Origin of the sequence: Bacillus paramobilis (genome assembly GCF_038096195.1) — a bacterium.
GTDB lineage: Bacteria > Bacillota > Bacilli > Bacillales > Bacillaceae_G > Bacillus_A > Bacillus_A mobilis.
Map to the genome: position 1 here is coordinate 1912664 of NZ_CP151108.1, position 20066 is coordinate 1932729.

A 20066-nucleotide genomic window follows, 5' to 3' on the forward strand; every position below is an offset into this window, starting at 1 on the left:
TGATGGGTAGTAATACTTAGGTGAGAGGGGAAAAGGTGATGAAACAAAGTAAAGAAGAGTTTATAAAGAGTGAAGGCGCTGATTTCCCTGGGAAAACATATGTAGATTGTGTATTACAACATGTATTTGAGTTTCAGAGAAATTACTTATTAAAAGATATGTTTCAAGTGCATAAAGCGCATATTGCGATGCTGACGGAAGAGAATTTAATGAAAAAGGATGAAGCAAAAGTTATATTACACGCACTGAAAAAGATAGAGGGAATTCCAAAAGACCAATTGCTATATACAGAGCAGCATGAAGATCTCTTTTTTTTAGTGGAACATTTAATTTCTCAAGAAGCGAAATGCGATTTTGTAAGCAATATGCATATTGGTAGAAGTAGAAATGATATGGGTGTAACGATGTATCGCATGAGTTTAAGGCGATATGTACTACGATTAATGGAACATCATTTGTTATTGCAAGAAAGTATACTGCAACTTGCTGCTGATCATAAAGAAACGATTATGCCAGCTTATACACATACACAACCAGCACAGCCAACAACATTTGGGCATTATACGTTAGCGATTTATGATACGATGCAGAGAGATTTAGAACGAATGAAACGAACGTACAAACTTTTAAATCAATCCCCGATGGGAGCTGCGGCTCTTTCTACAACAAGTTTCCCAATTAAACGAGAGCGAGTTGCCTATTTACTTGGATTTACAAATGTAATTGAGAATTCATATGATGCTGTTGCTGGAGCGGATTATTTATTAGAAGTTAGCTCGTTACTTATGGTAATGATGACGAATACGAGTAGATGGATTCATGACTTCTTACTATTAGCGACGAAAGAATACGATGGTATTACTGTTGCAAAGCCATATGTACAAATTAGTAGTATTATGCCGCAAAAGCGAAACCCAGTTTCCATTGAACACGCCCGTGCGATTACGAGTAGTGCTTTAGGGGAAGTATTTACAGTATTTCAAATGATTCATAATACACCATTTGGTGATATTGTCGATACGGAAGATGATTTGCAGCCGTATTTGTATAAAGGAATTGAAAAGACTATTCGTGTTTTTTGTATTATGAATGCAGTTATTCGAACTATGACAGTAGAAGAAGAAACGTTGAAAAGTCGTTCCTATAAACATGCAATTACGATAACTGATTTCGCAGATGTTTTAACAAAAAACTATGACATTCCATTTCGGCATGCGCATCATGCAGCAAGTGTTATTGCGAATATGTCATTAGAGCAACAAAAGGAGCTACATGAATTACATGTAAAAGATGTAAATATATACTTAAAAGAAAATTATAAAATACAGCTATTAGAAAAAGAGTGGGAAGAAATTGTATCACCAGAAGCTTTTATACAAAAAAGAAATGTATACGGTGGACCGAGTAAAAAAGAAATGGAGCGCATGATTAAAAATCGAAAAGAATCATTTCAGAAAGAAGAAGAGGTATTTGAAAAGGAAAAACAGAGAATTTTACAGGCGGAAAAAGATTTGAATACGTTAGCTTCGAATATTATTGAATCGTAAAAGAGGGATTTAGTGAATTAATCGCCAATACTTAATGAAACTATAAATAGAGAGAAGAGATTGTCGATGATTCAATTACATGTATATGAAGAGATTCTTACTTTTAAAAAAGAGGTTACGCCATTTTTAGAAAAGAATGAGCAGGAAAACAATCTCATATTAGGCGTATTACAAATGGTCCAACAACCGATATTTATGGGGGTAGCAAAACAAGAGGAAGAAATAGCAGTTGTATTTCTTCAAACAGAAGAAAAGAAACAAATCATTGTTGCAACGACTGGAATGAAGAAAGAGGACATCGTGGAACTTGCAAAAAAATTAGAGAAAGTATATCCAAATGTTCCCGGATTGATCGGTAATAAGAAAATTGTACAGAGATTAGCGGAAGAGATTGCAGTGTTAGAAAATAAAAAAACTACTGTTGCAATGGAGCAAGGTGTATATGAATTAAAACAAGTAAAGAAAAAGTGGAACGGAGATGGAATCTTTCGAGAAGTAAGTAGTGAGGAGCTACCATTAATAGAACAGTGGATATATCAATTCTGCGAAGATGTGAATCTGCCTACTACGAAAGAAGAAGCGAAACAAACCGCTCATACATTTATTACGAACCGTCATCTATTTGGTTTAGAAGTAGACGGGAAGCTTGTTTCTGTAGCTGCAAAAACGAGACCAACTACAAATAATATAACAGTTAATTTCGTATATACACCGAAAGAAGCGCGGAAAAAAGGGTACGCATCTAGTTGTGTCGCTGCACTTAGTCAACGTATGCTAGACGAAGGTTATAACACAACGACTTTATATACGGATCTGGCAAATCCAACATCAAATAAAATTTATCAAGAGATTGGTTATGAGAAGATAATGGATTCTGTACTTATATTTTTAGAGAAATAAAACAAAAGGCACGCTATTAAAGCGTGCCTTTTTTGTTATTCATCAATTCGAATGACTTCACCTTGCGGAAAATTCTCCGTTTCTAGTAAATTACGAATTGCTTTCGCAACGTATTCAGGTGATAGTAGTTTTCCTTCTTCTTTTAGTGCGATGAAGCGATCTAAATGTATGAAGTCTTCTTTATTTGTTTCACGAATTTGTGCTTGCATACTTGTATCAACAACACCAGGTGCAAATGCGACGATTTTTACCGGATATTCTTTTTCTGCTTCTTCGGTTGCTACGCACTGTGTAAACATATTTACACCAGCTTTCGTTGTACAATAAGCGCCCCATCCAAAATAAGGATTTTTACCTGCACCAGATGAAATGTTTATAACACGTTTATCTACTTTCCAATCTTTCGTATGTTTCATGAAAGTGGAGGTAAGAATCATCGGTGCAAGTAAATTAATTTGAACGTTCGTAATGAGCAGTTCGCTTTCAGCTTTTTCAATTGGTTGCATTGGTGCGAGTGTACCAGCGTTATTAATTAAATGAATAGATGATACAGTGTCTTCTGGAATAGTTGAAATGATTTTGTTAAAGTTTATTTCTAAATTATGTACATCTTGAAGATCTAAGGAGTGGAAAACGCAATTGCTGTTATATTGCTCTGCGAGTCTTGTAAGTTCTTTATTTTCTCTTCTAGAAATAGAGATGATACTCGTGTTTTCTTCTAACAATTGCGCGGCGATTGCCTCACCTAAACCTTGTGAAGTTCCTGTTACGATAACATAACGCATAGTGTAGTAAGCTCCTCTCGTATGTGCGGAATTTTGTTGGACAAAGTACATTGCATAGTTTGTCTACATTTTATAGTATAGAGCACTTTTTACTATAATTGAAATGAGATGATTGTGTGCCTTTTATAAATCGTTTTACAACAACAGTACCTGGTGCCGTCACGTTCACTGGGAATACGTTGGGACTTAGTCCTACATCACCTGCACCAGGTAATATTTTTGGTACACTTGCTGTGTTTACGACAGTAAATACAGCGCTGCAAGTACCAGGATTCCCAGCAGGAACAACGAATGAATGGCAATTGAATTCTTCAAGTGCCATTTTAAACCTTCCAGCGGGAAGCAGTGTGTTATATGCAGAATTAGTTTGGGCTGGTACTTTCCGGACTGATACGGAAGATGTTTTACCATTTTTAAATGATAACATTACATTTACAACGCCAGCAGGGACCTTTTCTGTTACGCCAGATCCTGCTACCGCGCAGCAAGGTTCTGTAGGAAATCAGTTTTATTATGCGCGCTCTGCCAATGTAACGAATCTTGTTAGTGCAGGTGGGGCAGGCACATATACAACGGGTGCGGTGCCAGCTGCAAGAACCTCATCTGATCCAACTATCAGTCGTTCGGCTGGTTGGACACTTGAGGTTGTTTATCAAAATGCAAGTTTGCCACTTCGAAATTTGTCAGTTTATGCAGGTCAAGAAATTATCGATGCTTCATCACCACCAGTTGATGCTACTATTTCAGGATTTGCTACTCCAGCGACAGGAGCTGTAACAGGACGAGTGCTCGTAACTGCTCAAGAAGGTGATTCTAACATTGTTGGAGATCAACTTCGCTTTGGACCGAATGCAAATGCTACAGTTGCATTATCCGGCCCGAGAAACCCTGCTAATAATTTCTTTCAGTCACAAATTTGTAACGACATTGGAGAGTTAGATACAACTGGAACGTTTGGAGATTTGAATCAGCCATTAGGGATAGCTTTAGCGGTCCGAAGACAAGGGTGGGATATTACAAATGTAAATGCCTCTGCATCATTAGTAAATAATCAAACGTCAGCAACGGTTCGATTCGTTACAAATGGAGATGGATATGCGGCAGCTGGTTTTGGGGTTCAAATTGATGCAACGGGGCCAATTATTAATCCTGTTAAATCGGTCAATAGAACAGTTGCAGGAGTTGGAGATATTCTTACCTACACAATTACAGTTCCTAATACAGGTACGGGAAGTGCAGAAAATGTTATATTACAAGACAGTATTCCGAACGGAACGACGTTTGTTACAGGTAGTGTAACAGTAGGTGGAGTAACACAGCCGAATGCGAACCCTGCTAATGGAATTAATTTAGGTACAATCCCAAATAACACGCAAAGAATTGTTACATTTCAAGTTCGAATAACATCATTCCCGAATCCAAATCCTATTTCAAATCGTGCAATGGTGTCATATCAATTCCGTCCTTTCGTTGGTAGTCTTCCTATTACAAGTACGTCTTCTTCAAATACAGTACAAACGACAGTGAATCAAGCAACTATAAGTATGCAAAAATCTGTAGATTTACAGACAGCAACACTTAATGATGTATTAACATACACGGTTAATGTGACGAATAATGGGAATGTCACTGCAAATAATGTTGTTTTTGTTGATAGTATCCCTGCTGGAACAACGTTTGTTACGAATAGTGTTACGGTAAATGGAGTATCACGACCAGGAGCGAACCCAGCAAGTAGTATTAATATAGGAAGTATTAATGCTTCGCAAACGACTGTAGTGCGTTTTCAAGTTCGAGTAACATCTATTCCACTTGTCAATCCAATTCCGAACCGTGCGAGTGCAACATTTAATTTTACTCCAGTACCTGGTCAACAACCAATTTCAGGACAGGCGACAAGTAACACTGTATTTACTACAATTAATGTAGCCGATATAAGAACGAGAAAAACAGTAGATAGAGCTTTTGCGACAGTTAATGACGTTCTTACGTATACCGTTACAATTGAAAATATAGGGAATGTACTGGCAACGAATATTATTTTTCAAGATCCAATCCCAATTGGAACGACTTTTATAGCAAATAGTGTAACTGTAGACGGGGTTTCACAACCTGGAGCAAATCCTTCGACTGGGTTTACGGTAGCAAATATTTCTCCAGGCGGAAGTAGGACGGTTACATTTCAAGTCCGGGTGACATCTACGCCATCAGGAGGTACGATTGCGAATCGCGGAAATGTATCTGCTAATTTCGTTGTTATTCCGAATCAGCCACCGATAACGATTAATAGACAAACGAATACAGTTGTGACACAAGTGAATACAGGTGGTTTAAATGTAATAAAAGAAGTGAATACAACGCAAGCAGCGGTAGGGGACACTTTAACGTACACGATTGCCGTCCAAAATACAGGAAACGTTCCGTTAACAAATGTATTTTTCCAAGACCCTATTCCTTCTGCTGTTTCATTTGTTGCAAATTCTGTAACAATTAATGGAATACCGCAAAGTGGACTAAATCCGAACTCGGGATTTTCTCTTCCAAATATTCCGCCAGCTCAGACGGTTGTAGTCACATTTGAAGTATTAATTGTACAGGACCCAGAAAATGAAGATATTTTAAATCGTGCAAATGTAACAGCAAGTTTTCAAGTGAATCCTAGTGAACCACCAGTAACAATTAATGTTCCAAGTAATCTTGTAAATACAACGGTGCAATCAGGGAACTTTGAAGTTGTGAAAGCAGTGAATACTGATGTTGCAACGGTAGGGGATGTTTTAGTATATACAATTGAAATCATAAATGCAGGTAGTGTACCAGCTACAAATGTATTTTTCCAAGATTCAATTCCACAAGGGACATTATTTATTGAAAACAGTGTATTTGTTAATGGTGTTTTACAAGAAGGGGCAGATCCAGAACTTGGATTTTCATTAAATAATTTGCCTACTGGCGCGAGTGTAATTGTTACGTTTGAAGTATTAATTGATGAAATTCCCCAAGGAAATAATGTTGTAAATAATGCGAATGTAACTGGAGATTTTCTTGTAAATCCAACAGAGCCACCGATAACTGTAACAGTACCAAGTAATACTGTTATGACAGTGGTGAATTCTTCAGGGTTAAATGTAATGAAAATTGTAAGCGCTGCTGAAGCAGGAGTAGGAGATACGTTAACATATACAGTTCGTATACAAAATAGTGGAACGGTAGCAGCGACAAATGTGTCATTCCTTGATCCAATTCCATCTGGAACCACTTTTGTAGCGAATAGTGTAACAATAAACGGGATATCTCAACCCGGTTTAAACCCAACAACTGGATTTCCACTTGCTAATATTCCAGTAGGAGGGATGGTAACAGTTACTTTTCAAGTGACGATCACGAGTGTACCACCAAATAGAGTTCTTCCGAATAATGCGAATGTAACTGCGGATTTCCAAGTAAGTCCTCTCCAGCCACCAATTACAATTGTAACGATTAGTAATATTGTTGTGACGCGAGTGAATGTGGGATCACTTAATGTAATGAAGAGTGTAAATACAACACAAGCAGGAGTAGGAGATACGTTAACGTATACGATTCTTATTCAAAATACAGGAACTGTTCCTGCAACGAATATTATTTTTCAAGATCCAATTCCGTCGGGTACTGCGTTTGTAGCAAATAGTGTGACGATAAATGGAGTTGTTCAACAAGGCGCGAATCCTATGGCTGGTTTCCCAGTACCAAATATTCCGGTCGGACAAACGGCTACGATTACGTTCCAAGTTACAGTGACGAGTGTTCCGAGCGGTGGAAATATAAGAAACCAATCGAACGTTACTGCAAGTTTTCTTATAAATCCAGCAAATCCTCCAATTACGACTGTTACGAATAGTAATTTTGTAGTGACGCAAGTAAATACAGCTCGATTAAATATACAAAAATCTTCATCTGTACAACAAGCTGCACTTGGAGAAACTTACACGTATTCTGTAGTCATTCGAAATAACGGCACAGTAACGGCAACGAATGTTTCCTTCATTGATCCAATTGCTTCAGAAACAACATTTGTAGCAAATAGTGTAACGATAAATGGAACGCCTCAACCTGGATTTGATCCAAATATAGGTTTTACGCTTCCTAATATCGCTGCTGGAACAGTATTGACTGTAACATTCCAAGTAACAGTAGTTGCGCCATCCACGCGCGGAGCTGTACTAAACACGGCATCTGCTACAGCTACTTTTTTATTAAATCCTTTACAGCCCCCTGTAACAACGACTAATACAAGTAATACGACAGTAGTTACGATACCGTTACCGCCTCCTGGTGAAGTAACAGCAACAAAAACAGTAAATGTTGCCGCTGGTGCTGTTGGAGATGTATTAACTTATACAGTGTTAATAACAAATGTAGGAATTATCCCTGTTACAGATGTGCTCTTCCAAGATGTCATTCCAGAAGGGACGACGTTTGTAGAAGATAGTGTAACGATAGGTGGGATACAGCAATCTGGTTTAAATCCAGAAATAGGCTTTACAGTTAGTCCATTATTAAATGCTGGAGCGAGTATTTCTGTGACGTTCCAAGTGACGATTACGGAAATTCCAGATAATGAAGTTATATTAAATGATGCTGACGTTACATTTACTTCACAACCAAATCCGCAGGAACCGCCGATTACGGAAACGATATTAACGAATTTAGTCGTTACGACGATTAATATAGCTTCGATTTTCCCATTAAAACTAGTAGATAAAGAAGTAGCCACTGTAGGAGAAATATTAACGTATGATGTATTGATTTTTAACTTTGGGACAGTGGCAGCGACGAATGTTGAATTTATCGATACTACTTCCACGGGTGTAGCATTTGTACCGGGAAGTGTGAGTATAAACGGGGTACCGGCACCAGGATTAAATCCTTTCATTGGTTTTACAGTTCCAGATATACCTGTAGATGATTTTGTGCTTGTCACATATCAGGAAGTGGTTACAAGCATACCGGAAGGTGGGACGATTGTTAACTTTGTAGACGTTACAGCTACATTTGCTGTAAGTGAAACAGAGCCGCCTATTACAGAAACAACGACAAGTAATACGACATTAACAGAAATTAATGAACCTGGTTTAAATGTTTTAAAATCAGTAAGTCAGCCGGTTGTTGCAGTAGGCGATACAATCACATATACAACAGTAGTTCAAAATACAGGTACAGTGGTAGCGACAAATGTTCAATATAGTGATGTATTACCGTCCTCGATCACATTTGTACCAGATAGTGTAACGATAGATGGTGTGCTACAACCAGGATTCAATCCTAATAATGGATTCCCGCTTCCAAATATAAACCCAGGGGGAAGTGTAGAAGTCACATTCCAAGTAACAGTTGTCAGTGTTCCATCAAACGGAACGATTGCTAATACGGCGAATGTTACGGGAAGCTTTATATTAGTACCAGGAGAACCACCAGTTATAGTGAATCAGCCAAGTAACACAACACTTACAACAGTAAATAGAGGACGATTTACAGTTATTAAACAAGTAAATAGGGCTGCTACTCTTGTTGGAGATGTATTAACGTATACGGTTCAAATAACGAATACAGGAACAGTAACAGCGAATGATGTTCAGTTTATTGATACGATTTCAGCAGGAGCGTCATTTGTACCGAATAGTGTAACTGTAAATGGAGTTTCTCAACCAAACTTAAATCCGATTACTGGCTTTGGAGTTGGAGATATACTAATTGGTGAAACGGTTATAGTGACGTTTCAAGCGACAGTTACAAACATCCCGTCATCGGGAACCATTACGAACGTTGCAAATATAACAGGAAGTTTTACTTTAGTGCCAGGAGAGCCACCAGTTGTAGTAACTGAACCGAGTAATACGACAATCACAAGGGTAAATAGAGGTAGATTTAATGTTATTAAATCAGCAAATAAAGAAGCAACACGGTTAGGAGATACGTTAACGTATAGTGTGCAAGTTACAAATACGGGAACGGTAACAGCGACCAATGTTCAGTTTATCGATGTTCCATCAACTAGTTTAGAATTCATTCCTGGAAGTGTACAGATAAATGGGATTCCGCAAGTAGGTTTAGATCCTTTTGTAGGTTTTTCATTACCGGATCTTGCAGTAGGGGATAGCGTATTAATTACATTTGAAGTAAATGTAATCGCAGTTCCACCTTCTAATAGTATTATGAATTCATCGAGTGTAACGGGTGATTTCGAATTGATTCCAGGAGAACCTCCGTTTACAATTACGAATACAAGTAATACGACAGTCACACCAGTAAATAGAGGTAGTTTAGATATGCTGAAAGAAGTAGATCATCCAATTGTTGGAGTAGGAGAAACAGTAACGTATACTGTTCGTATATTAAATACCGGTACTGCTGATGCGATGAATGTTGAATTTATAGATGTGTTATCTCAAGAAGCTGATTTCGTCGCAAATAGTGTAACGATAAATGGAGTTCCGCAGCCGGGGTTAAATCCGCAGGTTGGATTTACGATACCAGATATTCCGGTCGGTGAGACTGCACTTGTAACGTATGAAGCTACGATTACAAGTTTTCCGGATGGGGGTACAGTAGTCAACGTTGCTGGGGCATTAGCAGAGTATATTTTAGTACCAGGAGAGCCGCCAGTTACAGTAATGGACACGAGTAATACAGTTATTGTAACGGTAAATACTGCAATTTTATTTGTTGCAAAAGGAGCGGATTTTGAAGTAGCAATGGTAGGAGATGTTGTCACTTACGGAATTGCAGTTATTAATGATAGTACAGTTCCTGTGACGAATATTGTTTTAACAGATATCATTGATCCGAATACGTTATTTATAAATGGCACAGTAACAGTAAATGATGTACCTTTTCCATTTGCTAATCCGAATACTGGTATTCCGTTAGGTGATTTTCAGCCAAATGATGCAGCAATTATTAATTTCCAAGTTGTAATAACAGGGGGGCAAATAAATAATTTAGTTACAAATACTGCTACAGCGAATGGATTTGCAACTGTGAATCCAAATGAACCGCCTGTAGTAGTTGAGGGCGATAGTAATACAGTTGTTATCCCGTTTATTCCTCAAAATGTCTCAACGACAGTCGTAAAAACGGCGGATCATCAAACAGCAACAATTGGAGATGTTATTACATTTACGACAGTTATTACAAATACAGGGGATACAGCGATACAAAATATTCGTTTTCAAGATATGTTAGATAGTAGTGTTCGATTTGTCCTTGGAAGTGTAACGGTTGATAATACGCCAGTGTCAAATGTAAACCCAGTATCAGGATTTCTTATAGGAAGTTTAAATCCAGGGGAAGCACGGACAGTTTCGTTCCAAGTAGTAGTTCAGAGCGCGCCAAGTGGTTCAGGGAATTATATTAATCAAGCGAGTATCCGTTACGAACATCAAGTAGGAACAGTATTGCCGCCTGTTACACAAATAATAGAAAGTAATATTGTTGTTATCCCGTTTGTCCCAACAATCGAACAAATTTGTGAAACAAACTTTAATTGCTTAGAGAAAATTCCGTTTCAATGTTCTCCGTGTAATCAGTTGCACGGGCATAAAAAATAAAACCAAAAAGAGCATCCTAAAAGAATAGGATGCTCTTTTTATGTGTATTGATCATATAGATTCATTTTCGGGCGGGGTAAAAAACTCGTTGATTTTGTTGGAAAGTAGAAATGGAATGGCCCCTTTTATAACAGAAATGTCCCAGTCCCACCATGCGAGATTTTCTAGTTTTTCAATGATTTCCTGCGGGAAACGATATCGAACAAATTTTGCAGGATTACCAGCTACAATTGCATATGGTGGTACATTTTTTGTAACGACACTCTTTGCACCAATAATGGCACCGTTACCAATAGTAACGCCAGATAAAATGCAGGATTGATAACCAATCCATACATCGTTGCCGACTACGATATCACCTTTTGAAGAAGGGTGACCAGTAATATGTGCTCCTTCATCAAAAAGTGCATTAAATGGGTAAGTCGTTATCCAGTCTGCACGATGTTCACCGCCGAGTATGAACACGACTTCTTCTCCTAATGAACAAAACTTACCTATTTTTAAGTTTGTTTCATCGTTCCAAGAAAAAATAGTTGGCCCTACTTTACTATAAGTATAATCACCAATATCATATTTATTATATTCAGGTTTTTGATTTAAATATAACATAACAAATTTAGCATCCTCTCTAAAGCACGTAATAGATATGGAACATTATATGCAATTTGGAGTCAGTCGAACTGTGTTATATGAATTGGTAATGCGCAAATAAAGTAGTAGGTGTAACGAATAAAAGAGGAGTGGAATGAATGATATACAAAATGGGATTATATAATAAACCTTTTCAGTCAATTCAATCAGGAAAAAAAGTATATGAAGTACGTTTATACGATCAAAAACGTCAGCCTATAAAACAAGGAGATCATATTGTATTTACGAACCTTACGACAGCAGCAACGATGACTGTTAAAGTAACGGAAATAAAACGATACGAAAACTTTAAAGCAATGTACGAACAAATTGATAAAAAATTATTGGATTGTGAAAATGATAGTTTAGAGGAAATGCTAGAAAGTACATACAAAATATATACGAAAGAACAAGAAAAAAAGTGGGGAACAGTTGCGATTGGTATTGAGGTAATAAAATGATAAGAAATCGCGGCGCGGCTATCATTTTGCAGGAAGGGAAAATTGCTCTTATAAAACGTATTCGAGAAGATGAAGTGTACTATGTTTTTCCTGGCGGAGGAATTGAGGAGGATGAAACAGCTGAAGAGGCAACGAAGCGAGAGGTTTATGAAGAATTAGGAGTACATATAGAAGTGGAGCAACTTATTGCAAAGGTGGAATATAAGGGTACGGAGTATTATTTTAATGCCCATATTACTGATGGGATTTTCGGAAGTGGTAAAGCGGAGGAATTCGAGCTGAAAGATAGAGGAATTTATATTCCGTTGTGGTTGCCGATACACGAGTTGGAAAAATTGAATATAAAACCATATGAAGTGGTCGGAAGTATATTCAATCATTATAAAAAGTAAGGTCTGACAACATACAAAAAAAACCATTGACATAGCCTTCTGATTTAAGTATTGTATTCGAGTATGTTTATAATCAGGAGGTTTATATGAGCAATCAAACAACTACACATCATGTGAAAATGACAACAGCGGATCCATCTGGAATTGGCCTATTTGGATTAGCGATGGTAACACTTGTAGCATCATCTCAAAAGCTAGGCTTAACAGATGGCGTTTCTCTTGTATTACCATGGGCAATCTTTTTAGGAGGATTTGCACAAATCTTTGCGTGCATTCACGATGCAAAGCATAACAATACATTCGGTACAACAGCATTCGGTGCATACGGTCTATTTTGGTTAGGTGTTGGAATGACTTGGTTAATTCAACTTGGAGTATTTGGCGAAAAATTAGCACAAGCTGCAGATTCAAAACAGCTTGGTGTAGCCTTTATCGGATATTTGATTTTCACAATCTTTATGACAATTGGTGCAATGGAAACACATAAAGTATTATTTATGATTTTCGTCCTTATTGATTTCTTATTTATTGGTCTTTCATTAAGTACTTTAGGTGTTATGCCGCATGCAATGCATAATTTAGCAGCGTATTCTGAACTATGTATTTCATTATTATCTTTCTATGGTTCAGCAGCAGCAGTGTTAAATACACACTTCGGAAAAGTTGTTTTACCAGTTGGAAAGCCATTTGGTATTTTTAAAAAGTAATAAAAAAGCACAGATGATTGTATAGTCATCTGTGCTTTTTTGTATGAAGGAAACGGAAATAATAAAAAATATAATTGAAATTGATTCTCATTATTAATATAATGAGAATGAGAATCACTTATTGTAAGAGGGGGATGCCGAAGTGGCGAAAATTTTAATAGCTTATGCAAGTATGTCAGGAAATACAGAGAGTATTGCTGATTTAATTAAAGTTAGTTTAGATGCTTTTGATCATGAAGTAGTATTACAAGAAATGGAAGGCATGGATGCTGAAGAATTATTAGTCTATGATGGAATCATTTTAGGATCTTATACGTGGGGCGATGGTGAACTACCATTTGAAGCGGAAGATTTCCATGATGACTTAGATAATATAGATTTATCAGGGAAAAAAGTAGCGGTATTCGGATCAGGAGATACGGCGTATGAACTGTTTTGTGAAGCGGTAACGATATTTGAAGAGAAACTTGTAGAACGTGGTGCAGAGCTTGTACAAGAAGGGTTGAAAATTGAATTAGCTCCAGAAGATGAAGAGGATGTTGAAAAATGCAGTAATTTTGCAATTGCATTTGCTGAGAAGTTCTAAGAATGGGAGTGTCAACGTGGAGAAGATGTTAAGTGCGACCGCTATTACAAAATTAAGAGATGGAAAACTTATGTTAGCTACTACATATAATGGCTTGTTTATTGAACAAGACGGAGAATGGAAACAAATTTTAAATGGTTTTCAAAAACGAATTAGGGATTTACATAGCGAAGATAATGTAGTGTATGGTGTAGGGGACGAAGGGATTTTTATTCGAAGTATGAATGGTGGAGGAAACTGGACGGTGCAGCGTTTTCCAACAAAAGCAACGAGTTGGAATGTGTGTAGTAATGTACAAGGAACTGTCATTGCTCATGGAGATAAAACATTGTATCATTCGAATGATTTTGGTTCGACATGGGAAACCATTCATCCATTTCTTGAGTATGGTGGCGAGGCACCATCTATTCGATCGTTATTTTTATATAAACATTACTTATTTATCGGTACGAAAATACATGCTAAATATGGTGGTGTTTGGCTCTTTAATTTAGAGACACGTAAATTAAAGAGGATTAAAATCGTGATGAATCAGATGATCTCAGCGTTGACTTTACACAATTCTTATATAGTAGCAGCCAGTGGATCGTGCAAGGGGATTAGCGGGAATATTTCTTTTTGTAAAATAGATGAAAGTATTGAGAGTGAAAAAACATATTGGCACACATGTCAAAGTGAGCAGAAAGCAAGTAGCTATTTAGCCTTAAGTGTAGATCAACATGTGCTATATACAACGTCAACGCAAAATAAGGCGGGGATTAGTACGGTTTGTCGTGTACTTCTAGAAGAAGGACTTGTTACAGTATGTGACTCAGTTAAAGGGCATGGCTGGCGCATTGTTAACCAAAAAGAGGGCTATGTTGTAGCTGGATCGGGTGAATCAAAAGCGATGCAGTGGAAGAAAAAAATTATATAACAAAAAAACTTTGCTTTTATTATAGTGATATGATATATTATATCTAAACCATTTTACTTTTAATAATATAGAGATTTAAATGAGCTGTAACTTCCGAGGAGGATAGCAATGTTAAATCTCCTCAGGGGTTGCAGTTTTTTAATGTCTGAAGTATTATTGTAAAGTGGTTGAAAATGAATATGTACATATAGGTACATTGTAGGAGGATTTTTTTCATGCAAAACGGTAAAGTAAAATGGTTTAACTCAGAAAAAGGTTTCGGTTTCATCGAAGTTGAAGGCGGAGAAGACGTATTCGTTCATTTCTCAGCTATCCAAGGCGACGGCTTCAAAACTTTAGAAGAAGGTCAAGAAGTTACTTTCGAAGTAGAACAAGGTAACCGTGGACCTCAAGCTACAAACGTTAACAAGAAGTAATTATGGAAAAAAGAAGGGCTTGCCCTTCTTTTTTTTTGCATTTTTATTGAATAACCTCCTATGTACATATAATAATGAGATTAAATTTTCGTTTTTTAGACGAAGTATTTCATGCATAAAGTGAATGAATAAATAAATACTGAAAATAGAGTATGTGTGTGAAAAGGAATTTAGAAAGAGGTAAATAAATTGGAAAACGCTACACATTTTATTGTTTTCGATATAGAGAGAAATTTCAGGCCGTATAAATCAGAAGATCCATCGGAGATAGTTGATATCGGTGCTGTAAAAATAGAGGCAAGTACAATGAAGGTAATTGGAGAATTTTCGGAGTTAGTAAAGCCGAGTGCACGACTCACTCGGCATACGACAAAATTAACGGGAATCACAAAGAAAGATTTAATTGGTGTGGAGAAATTCCCTCAAATTATAGAGAAATTTATTCAGTTTATCGGAGAAGGCTCTATGTTTGTTTCATGGGGAAGAGAAGATTATCGTTTTCTATCTCATGATTGTACGCTACATGGTGTAGAATGCCCATGTATGGAAAAAGAGAGCAAATTTGATTTGCAGAAGTTTGTTTTCCAAGCGTATGAAGAACTATTTGAGCATACACCAAGTTTACAATTTGCAGTAGAACAACTCGGTTTAACTTGGGAAGGAAAGCAGCACCGAGCTTTAGCAGATGCTGAAAATACAGCGAATATACTTCTTAAAGTATATAGCGAGAGAGATATTCATAAACGGTACAAAAGACATGGTGAACTTGAACTTGTAGAGAACGGAAAACTAACAGAAAAAGCGAAAAAAAAGATGCGAAAATGGGTATTTAAAGAAATGAGAAAAAATACAGAGCGTCCTTTCGTTTGGAGTGCATTTGAAAGTAGTGACACGTGGGAAAATATAACGGAAAGATACTATATAAGCGAATCTACAATAGAACTATTGAAAAAGCATTTTCCTGCGGCGGTTAGAAAGGCGGAAAGGCAGATTAAGCATTTGGCTGAGATGGAGAAAGTAGTAGAAGAAAGTTAGTGCTATAATCTATTTTATTCATATGTACAACTAAACTCCAGGATTAAGTCGCTGAGGTTTAGTTGGAAAATTTCCGGCTTGTCTCGTATTAGTAATGGAATATTTTATTTTTGTTAGTACGAATGTACATATTATTTGTTTTCTGAGAAAGATAATTGAGAGTAGTGTGAGAAATAGAACAAAAAAGAAGAGAAGGTTACGCAGAGGATTCATTATTTAGGGAGAGATAATGTGAATTTCCAGTTTGAAATATAATAGGAATAGCATTGTTTACATTGTTCGAATTAACGAGTTAATATTCATTTTGTGAAAACGGAATATTTAATCTGTTTTCTACAGTACGTAAACGTTGGTTTAAACGGTTCAGTCGGCGGGTGTGTCGCTCAACTGTATTTTCTAATTGGTGAACTCTTTCATTTAAGTTATTCACTTGAAAGTTTAACTTATTTATTTTTTGTTCAAGTTCATATATTCTTCTTTCTGATGAATTGTAACACCCCATATATATCCTCCATTCTATTAAAGTAAGTTTAATCTGTAGTAGTATATGTATAAATGAAAGGAAAGGTAACTTAATTTAGAAGACTTGGAAAATGCTTAATATATCTTTAAATCATGGTGTATGACCGATTAAAATTGAAGAATAAGATAAGAGCTTTATACAAGGGAGGTGTGATAGTGATAGATTTGGATATCAAAGACGTCAACGTACAGATGGAATTAAATGGCGTCTTTTGGAATGAGGATGGGATTGCTGAAATGACCGTGACTACAAAAGAAGAGCATTCTCTTCTTCTTCGTCTAGTAGTTGACTTAGAAAGCAAAACTATTAGGGCGACGAGTGCCGAAATAGTGAATGGATTCTGCCCTCTGTGCAAACAGAAAAGGGACGAATGTAGTGAACTGAATGACTTACAAAACAAAATGGATATTTTAGAAGAAGCTTACGATTGGGTGAGAGAGCATCCAGAATATCGTTTTCTATTATCTTTTTACGAGTATAATAAATTTGAGGTAGTGAAGTGAAATTTTCATTTTACCAATATACATAGTGACTACTCTAATGGAAATACAATTGTACAACAAGAAACGAATCTACTGGATCCTGTGACAAATGTCATCTTGGATTAAAAATAAACATATTTTTTTATATAACTGTCAACTATATTCCAAATAAAAGAGCGCTTATTAACAGCGCTCAGTAAAAATAATTACATGGAAGGATTTATTCAACTCCGTTCGGATCATAAGAATACTGCTGCTTATTCTCAATCCGCTCAATCACATCTTGCAATTCATCTGGCTTCAGAAATTCAATTGGAGAGAAGCCTTTCTCAAACGTAAGTGTATCAGCTTCAATCATTAATACGTATCGGTCATTTACCTTTGCGATATGTATTTGATCCCCGAAATCAGCAAGCAGGGCCTTTACAGAGATATGGTCTGCTTTTAGCTTTAATTCCACTTCAGGAGCGTGCTCGACGATTTGAGCGGTAGCTTCCATTACTTCTTCAGTTGAAAATTGTTCCATAATTTCGCGTTTCGGACTGGCAGCCCATACTTCCATTGCTTGGTCGAATTGTTCGCGTTCTTCCGTACCTTCTTCAAATACATCTTCAATTTGGTCGTATACCATGTCCATTACTTGTGTTTTCATAATTTCAGGCATAGAGCGTTCGTACTCGACGAATTTTAAGAAGTCTTCAAAGTAACGGGCGTGTGATGCTTGGTGAATTTTTAATTCGCCCACTTCGACCATACCTTCTTCAGGCATGTACGGATATTGGATAGATTTCATGTTTTTTGTTGTGATGGCCATTTCAACGTTACGGATTAGTGTAGATTCATCTGAAATTGAAGCAACTTTCGGTTCGAAGTCACATTTCATAACGAAAACGAATGGATCATCAAAGTATTTGCGCAGTTTTGCTTGCGCAATTAAAAATACACCACCGCGTACAGCACTTGTGTCAAGATATGTATAAACGAGTGGTTCGCTCATATCTTTGAAGTTTTCCTTAGTTTCTGCGAAGCGAATGCGATTAAATAGGTTGTAATGAGGGTTTGAATCAAGTTCGTGCCCTTCTTCTACAATGAAGCGACCGATCTTTGTCGGAGCTTGTTCTGTTTTCGCATGACGTTCTACTTTTCGCTTTGAAATTTTTAATAATTCACCATTCAAAAATTCTTTTAAGGAGCTATCTTCATACTCTTCAGCGTCTAATGTTTGAAAATGTTTGTAGCGTTTATCAACAGCTTCACCTTTTCCTTCTACTTGTACAACATAAAAGGAAAGATAATTTATTTCGAAATCCATATTTATCACCTTGTTTCATTTCATTAACTCTTATCAGTATAGAGATGGAAAAAACTTTCGTCAATTTATATAAGGAAGGGGGGCCCCTTCCTTTATATATTTTTTATTTTCGAAATTAAAATCCGTCTTCTAATGCTGAAAATGGAATGTTTAGTCTATTTTCTATTGTACGTAAACGTTGGTTTAAGCGGTTTAATCTACGTGTATGACGCTCAACCGTGTTTTCTAATTGACGTACTCTTTGCTCAAGCTCATTTACTCGTCTTTCTAGTTGACGGTTTCCAGCACCAGGAAAAGAGATTGGAAGTTGGAATTGTCGAGTTTGATCATATGGATTAACTTGATCTGTTGGATCTATATATTGTTGGTATTGTGCTTGTAAATCATATTGAGGTTGATAAACATTTTGGTTATATGGATCGTATGGATTGTAGGGGTACATAAAAACATCCTCCATTTCTTTAAAATAGGTTAATTCACCATAATGTATGTGTAAAAGCGGAGTGTGGCACGGCAAATACCTATTTATGTTCACAGGATGTTTCTTTATAAATAAGAATATGGAGTTTTTACATTTGTATTCTGTTCGTTTTATGGTATATACTGGATAATGGGGAGAGGTTACGTAAAGGTTACAATTCTATCAAACTCAAACTTTTATGTAAATATGTATAGACATTTGGAAAAGAAAAGAGTAATTTATATAGAGTAAAAAATAACTTGTAACATTTTATAAATATATTGTAAAATGATTGTAACAAAACATACATAAAAATGAAATAATACATAAAAGTAATATTGGGAAAAAGGGGAGAGTCTATTGTTCCGTAAAGTAAAGGGTATATTAGTTGGGGTGTTATGTGTAGCTGTAGTGAGTGGCTGTGGTACAAAAGTCAGTGATGTTGCATTAGTAAGTGATATTGGTGGCCACACGGTAGAGGCTAAAGCAGAAGTACAGGATTCTATTAGTTTAGTAGATGGTCGCACAGGTACGGAAGTGAAAAAGCTAGATTTATCGAGTCTAGGCTATTTTGAAGACGAAGCGAAATTTAAAAAATCGGTAACGAAGGTTGCTAGCGAGGTTGGGAAAAGCGTTGACAAAAAGATGGTTCCTTCACGCGTAGCACCTGATGGAAGTTGGCAAGAAGGAAAACCTGCTTATGAGTTAATGGAAAAAGAATTAGTAGATAAATTATTAAACGTTGGTATGTGGGATTCTTCATATCAATTACCTATTGTTGAGAAAAAGCCTACTGCAACATTAAGTGATGCGCAAGGAAGTGGCACGGTAATTGGTAGATACGAAACGAATTTAGGTGGCTCAGCAGGTGGCCGTATTGAGAATATTCGTTTGTCAGCAGCGAGCATAAATGGAGTTGTATTAGCGAAAGGAGACCGTTTCTCTTTCAATGCATTAATAGGTGATACAACGCCAGATAAAGGATACCAATTAGGAAAAGAAATTGTAGATGGTAAATTAGTAGATGGCTACGGCGGTGGTGTTTGTCAAACATCATCAACTTTATACAATGCAGCAGATCAAGCTGGTTTGAAGATGGTAGAGAGAACAACGCATTCTAAAACGGTAGGATACGTTCCACAAGGAAGAGACGCTACAATTGCATATCCATACTTAGACTTAGTGTTTGAAAACACGAATGATGCACCTGTGAAACTTTATATGGGCATTCAGGGCGGAAAGTTAGTTGCTGAAGTACATAAAATGAGATAAGAATAATTAATCTATAAAAAAGCCATTATTTCTATTCTTAATAGAAATAATGG

16 protein-coding genes and 1 pseudogene are annotated in these 20066 nt (G+C 36.7%); 12 read left to right on the plus strand and 5 right to left on the minus strand.

The window, feature by feature from the left end; translation table 11 throughout:
* Positions 1–38: 38 nt before the first annotated feature.
* Together argH and AABL52_RS09895 are read left to right on the plus strand one after the other, a co-directional pair.
* Entirely contained in the window at positions 39–1547 is a 1509-nt protein-coding gene (gene argH, locus AABL52_RS09890) for an argininosuccinate lyase (protein ID WP_098237376.1), read from the plus strand.
* 66 nt (positions 1548–1613) lie between these two features.
* Complete coding sequence (locus AABL52_RS09895; RefSeq protein WP_341519278.1) at positions 1614–2447, plus strand: GNAT family N-acetyltransferase; 834 nt, start codon at positions 1614–1616, stop codon at positions 2445–2447.
* A 35-nt stretch (positions 2448–2482) separates the two neighbouring features.
* Here AABL52_RS09895 and AABL52_RS09900 read toward each other — a convergent pair whose 3' ends face one another.
* Positions 2483–3232 carry a (S)-benzoin forming benzil reductase gene (locus AABL52_RS09900; protein WP_097842959.1) on the minus strand — a complete coding sequence of 250 codons (750 nt, stop codon included), beginning with the start codon at positions 3230–3232 and terminating at the stop codon, positions 2483–2485.
* Between the two features lie 116 nt (positions 3233–3348).
* On the opposite strand from AABL52_RS09900, the gene AABL52_RS09905 reads away from it, so the two are divergent.
* Positions 3349–10821 (plus strand): DUF7507 domain-containing protein, encoded by a 7473-nt coding sequence (locus AABL52_RS09905; RefSeq protein ID WP_341519279.1) that lies wholly within the window; start codon positions 3349–3351, stop codon positions 10819–10821.
* Between the two features lie 51 nt (positions 10822–10872).
* On the opposite strand, the gene AABL52_RS09910 is transcribed toward AABL52_RS09905, so the two are convergent.
* A complete protein-coding gene (locus tag AABL52_RS09910; protein ID WP_097842961.1) occupies positions 10873–11430 on the minus strand; it encodes a CatB-related O-acetyltransferase in 558 nt (185 codons plus the stop codon).
* A gap of 140 nt (positions 11431–11570) precedes the next feature.
* Between AABL52_RS09910 and AABL52_RS09915 the strand changes: the two genes are divergently transcribed.
* From AABL52_RS09915 to AABL52_RS09945, 7 genes are all read left to right on the plus strand, one after another.
* Positions 11571–11912 (plus strand): ASCH domain-containing protein, encoded by a 342-nt coding sequence (locus tag AABL52_RS09915; RefSeq protein ID WP_097842962.1) that lies wholly within the window; start codon positions 11571–11573, stop codon positions 11910–11912.
* Positions 11909–12304, plus strand: a complete 396-nt coding sequence (locus AABL52_RS09920) for an NUDIX hydrolase (RefSeq protein WP_097842963.1) — start codon at positions 11909–11911, stop codon at positions 12302–12304. The genes AABL52_RS09915 and AABL52_RS09920 overlap by 4 nt, the downstream gene beginning before the upstream one ends.
* An 86-nt stretch (positions 12305–12390) precedes the next feature.
* Positions 12391–13011 (plus strand): acetate uptake transporter, encoded by a 621-nt coding sequence (locus AABL52_RS09925; RefSeq protein ID WP_000070936.1) that lies wholly within the window; start codon positions 12391–12393, stop codon positions 13009–13011.
* A 142-nt stretch (positions 13012–13153) separates the two neighbouring features.
* Positions 13154–13597, plus strand: a complete 444-nt coding sequence (locus tag AABL52_RS09930) for a flavodoxin (protein WP_001062768.1) — start codon at positions 13154–13156, stop codon at positions 13595–13597.
* Positions 13598–13613: 16 nt separating this feature from the next.
* Positions 13614–14513: a WD40/YVTN/BNR-like repeat-containing protein gene (locus AABL52_RS09935; RefSeq protein WP_340420634.1), complete on the plus strand. Its 900-nt coding sequence runs from the start codon at positions 13614–13616 to the stop codon at positions 14511–14513.
* Positions 14514–14728: 215 nt separating this feature from the next.
* Complete coding sequence (cspB, locus tag AABL52_RS09940) at positions 14729–14929, plus strand: cold shock-like protein CspB (protein ID WP_001179148.1); 201 nt, start codon at positions 14729–14731, stop codon at positions 14927–14929.
* Between the two features lie 189 nt (positions 14930–15118).
* Positions 15119–15964: an exonuclease gene (locus AABL52_RS09945; protein ID WP_341519280.1), complete on the plus strand. Its 846-nt coding sequence runs from the start codon at positions 15119–15121 to the stop codon at positions 15962–15964.
* A gap of 292 nt (positions 15965–16256) precedes the next feature.
* On the opposite strand, the pseudogene AABL52_RS27120 reads toward AABL52_RS09945, so the two are convergent.
* Positions 16257–16379, minus strand: a pseudogene (locus tag AABL52_RS27120) (hypothetical protein); the annotation flags it as partial.
* Between the two features lie 263 nt (positions 16380–16642).
* Between AABL52_RS27120 and AABL52_RS09955 the strand changes: the two are divergent.
* Positions 16643–16990 carry a hypothetical protein gene (locus AABL52_RS09955; RefSeq protein ID WP_341519281.1) on the plus strand — a complete coding sequence of 116 codons (348 nt, stop codon included), beginning with the start codon at positions 16643–16645 and terminating at the stop codon, positions 16988–16990.
* A gap of 199 nt (positions 16991–17189) precedes the next feature.
* Here the strand turns inward: AABL52_RS09955 and AABL52_RS09960 are convergent, their stop codons facing one another.
* Together AABL52_RS09960 and AABL52_RS09965 are read right to left on the minus strand one after the other, a co-directional pair.
* Positions 17190–18281 carry a DUF3900 domain-containing protein gene (locus AABL52_RS09960; protein WP_000345048.1) on the minus strand — a complete coding sequence of 364 codons (1092 nt, stop codon included), beginning with the start codon at positions 18279–18281 and terminating at the stop codon, positions 17190–17192.
* A 115-nt stretch (positions 18282–18396) separates the two neighbouring features.
* Positions 18397–18738: a hypothetical protein gene (locus AABL52_RS09965; protein WP_002018889.1), complete on the minus strand. Its 342-nt coding sequence runs from the start codon at positions 18736–18738 to the stop codon at positions 18397–18399.
* 363 nt (positions 18739–19101) lie between these two features.
* Here AABL52_RS09965 and AABL52_RS09970 point away from each other — a divergent pair, with 363 nt between their 5' ends.
* Positions 19102–20013 carry a VanW family protein gene (locus tag AABL52_RS09970; RefSeq protein ID WP_097842969.1) on the plus strand — a complete coding sequence of 304 codons (912 nt, stop codon included), beginning with the start codon at positions 19102–19104 and terminating at the stop codon, positions 20011–20013.
* Positions 20014–20066: the final 53 nt, after the last annotated feature.

What these genes read in the sequence shown, in the direction of transcription:
- AABL52_RS09965 (WP_002018889.1), bottom strand. Translation starts at nt 18,738, where the DNA reads ATGGAGGATGTTTTTATGTACCCCTACAATCCATACGATCCATATAAC.
- cspB (WP_001179148.1), top strand. Translation starts at nt 14,729, where the DNA reads ATGCAAAACGGTAAAGTAAAATGGTTTAACTCAGAAAAAGGTTTCGGT.
- AABL52_RS09895 (WP_341519278.1), top strand. Translation starts at nt 1,614, where the DNA reads ATGATTCAATTACATGTATATGAAGAGATTCTTACTTTTAAAAAAGAG.
- argH (WP_098237376.1), top strand. Translation starts at nt 39, where the DNA reads ATGAAACAAAGTAAAGAAGAGTTTATAAAGAGTGAAGGCGCTGATTTC.
- AABL52_RS09920 (WP_097842963.1), top strand. Translation starts at nt 11,909, where the DNA reads ATGATAAGAAATCGCGGCGCGGCTATCATTTTGCAGGAAGGGAAAATT.
- AABL52_RS09900 (WP_097842959.1), bottom strand. Translation starts at nt 3,232, where the DNA reads ATGCGTTATGTTATCGTAACAGGAACTTCACAAGGTTTAGGTGAGGCA.
- AABL52_RS09960 (WP_000345048.1), bottom strand. Translation starts at nt 18,281, where the DNA reads ATGGATTTCGAAATAAATTATCTTTCCTTTTATGTTGTACAAGTAGAA.
- AABL52_RS09910 (WP_097842961.1), bottom strand. Translation starts at nt 11,430, where the DNA reads ATGTTATATTTAAATCAAAAACCTGAATATAATAAATATGATATTGGT.
- AABL52_RS09925 (WP_000070936.1), top strand. Translation starts at nt 12,391, where the DNA reads ATGAGCAATCAAACAACTACACATCATGTGAAAATGACAACAGCGGAT.
- AABL52_RS09915 (WP_097842962.1), top strand. Translation starts at nt 11,571, where the DNA reads ATGATATACAAAATGGGATTATATAATAAACCTTTTCAGTCAATTCAA.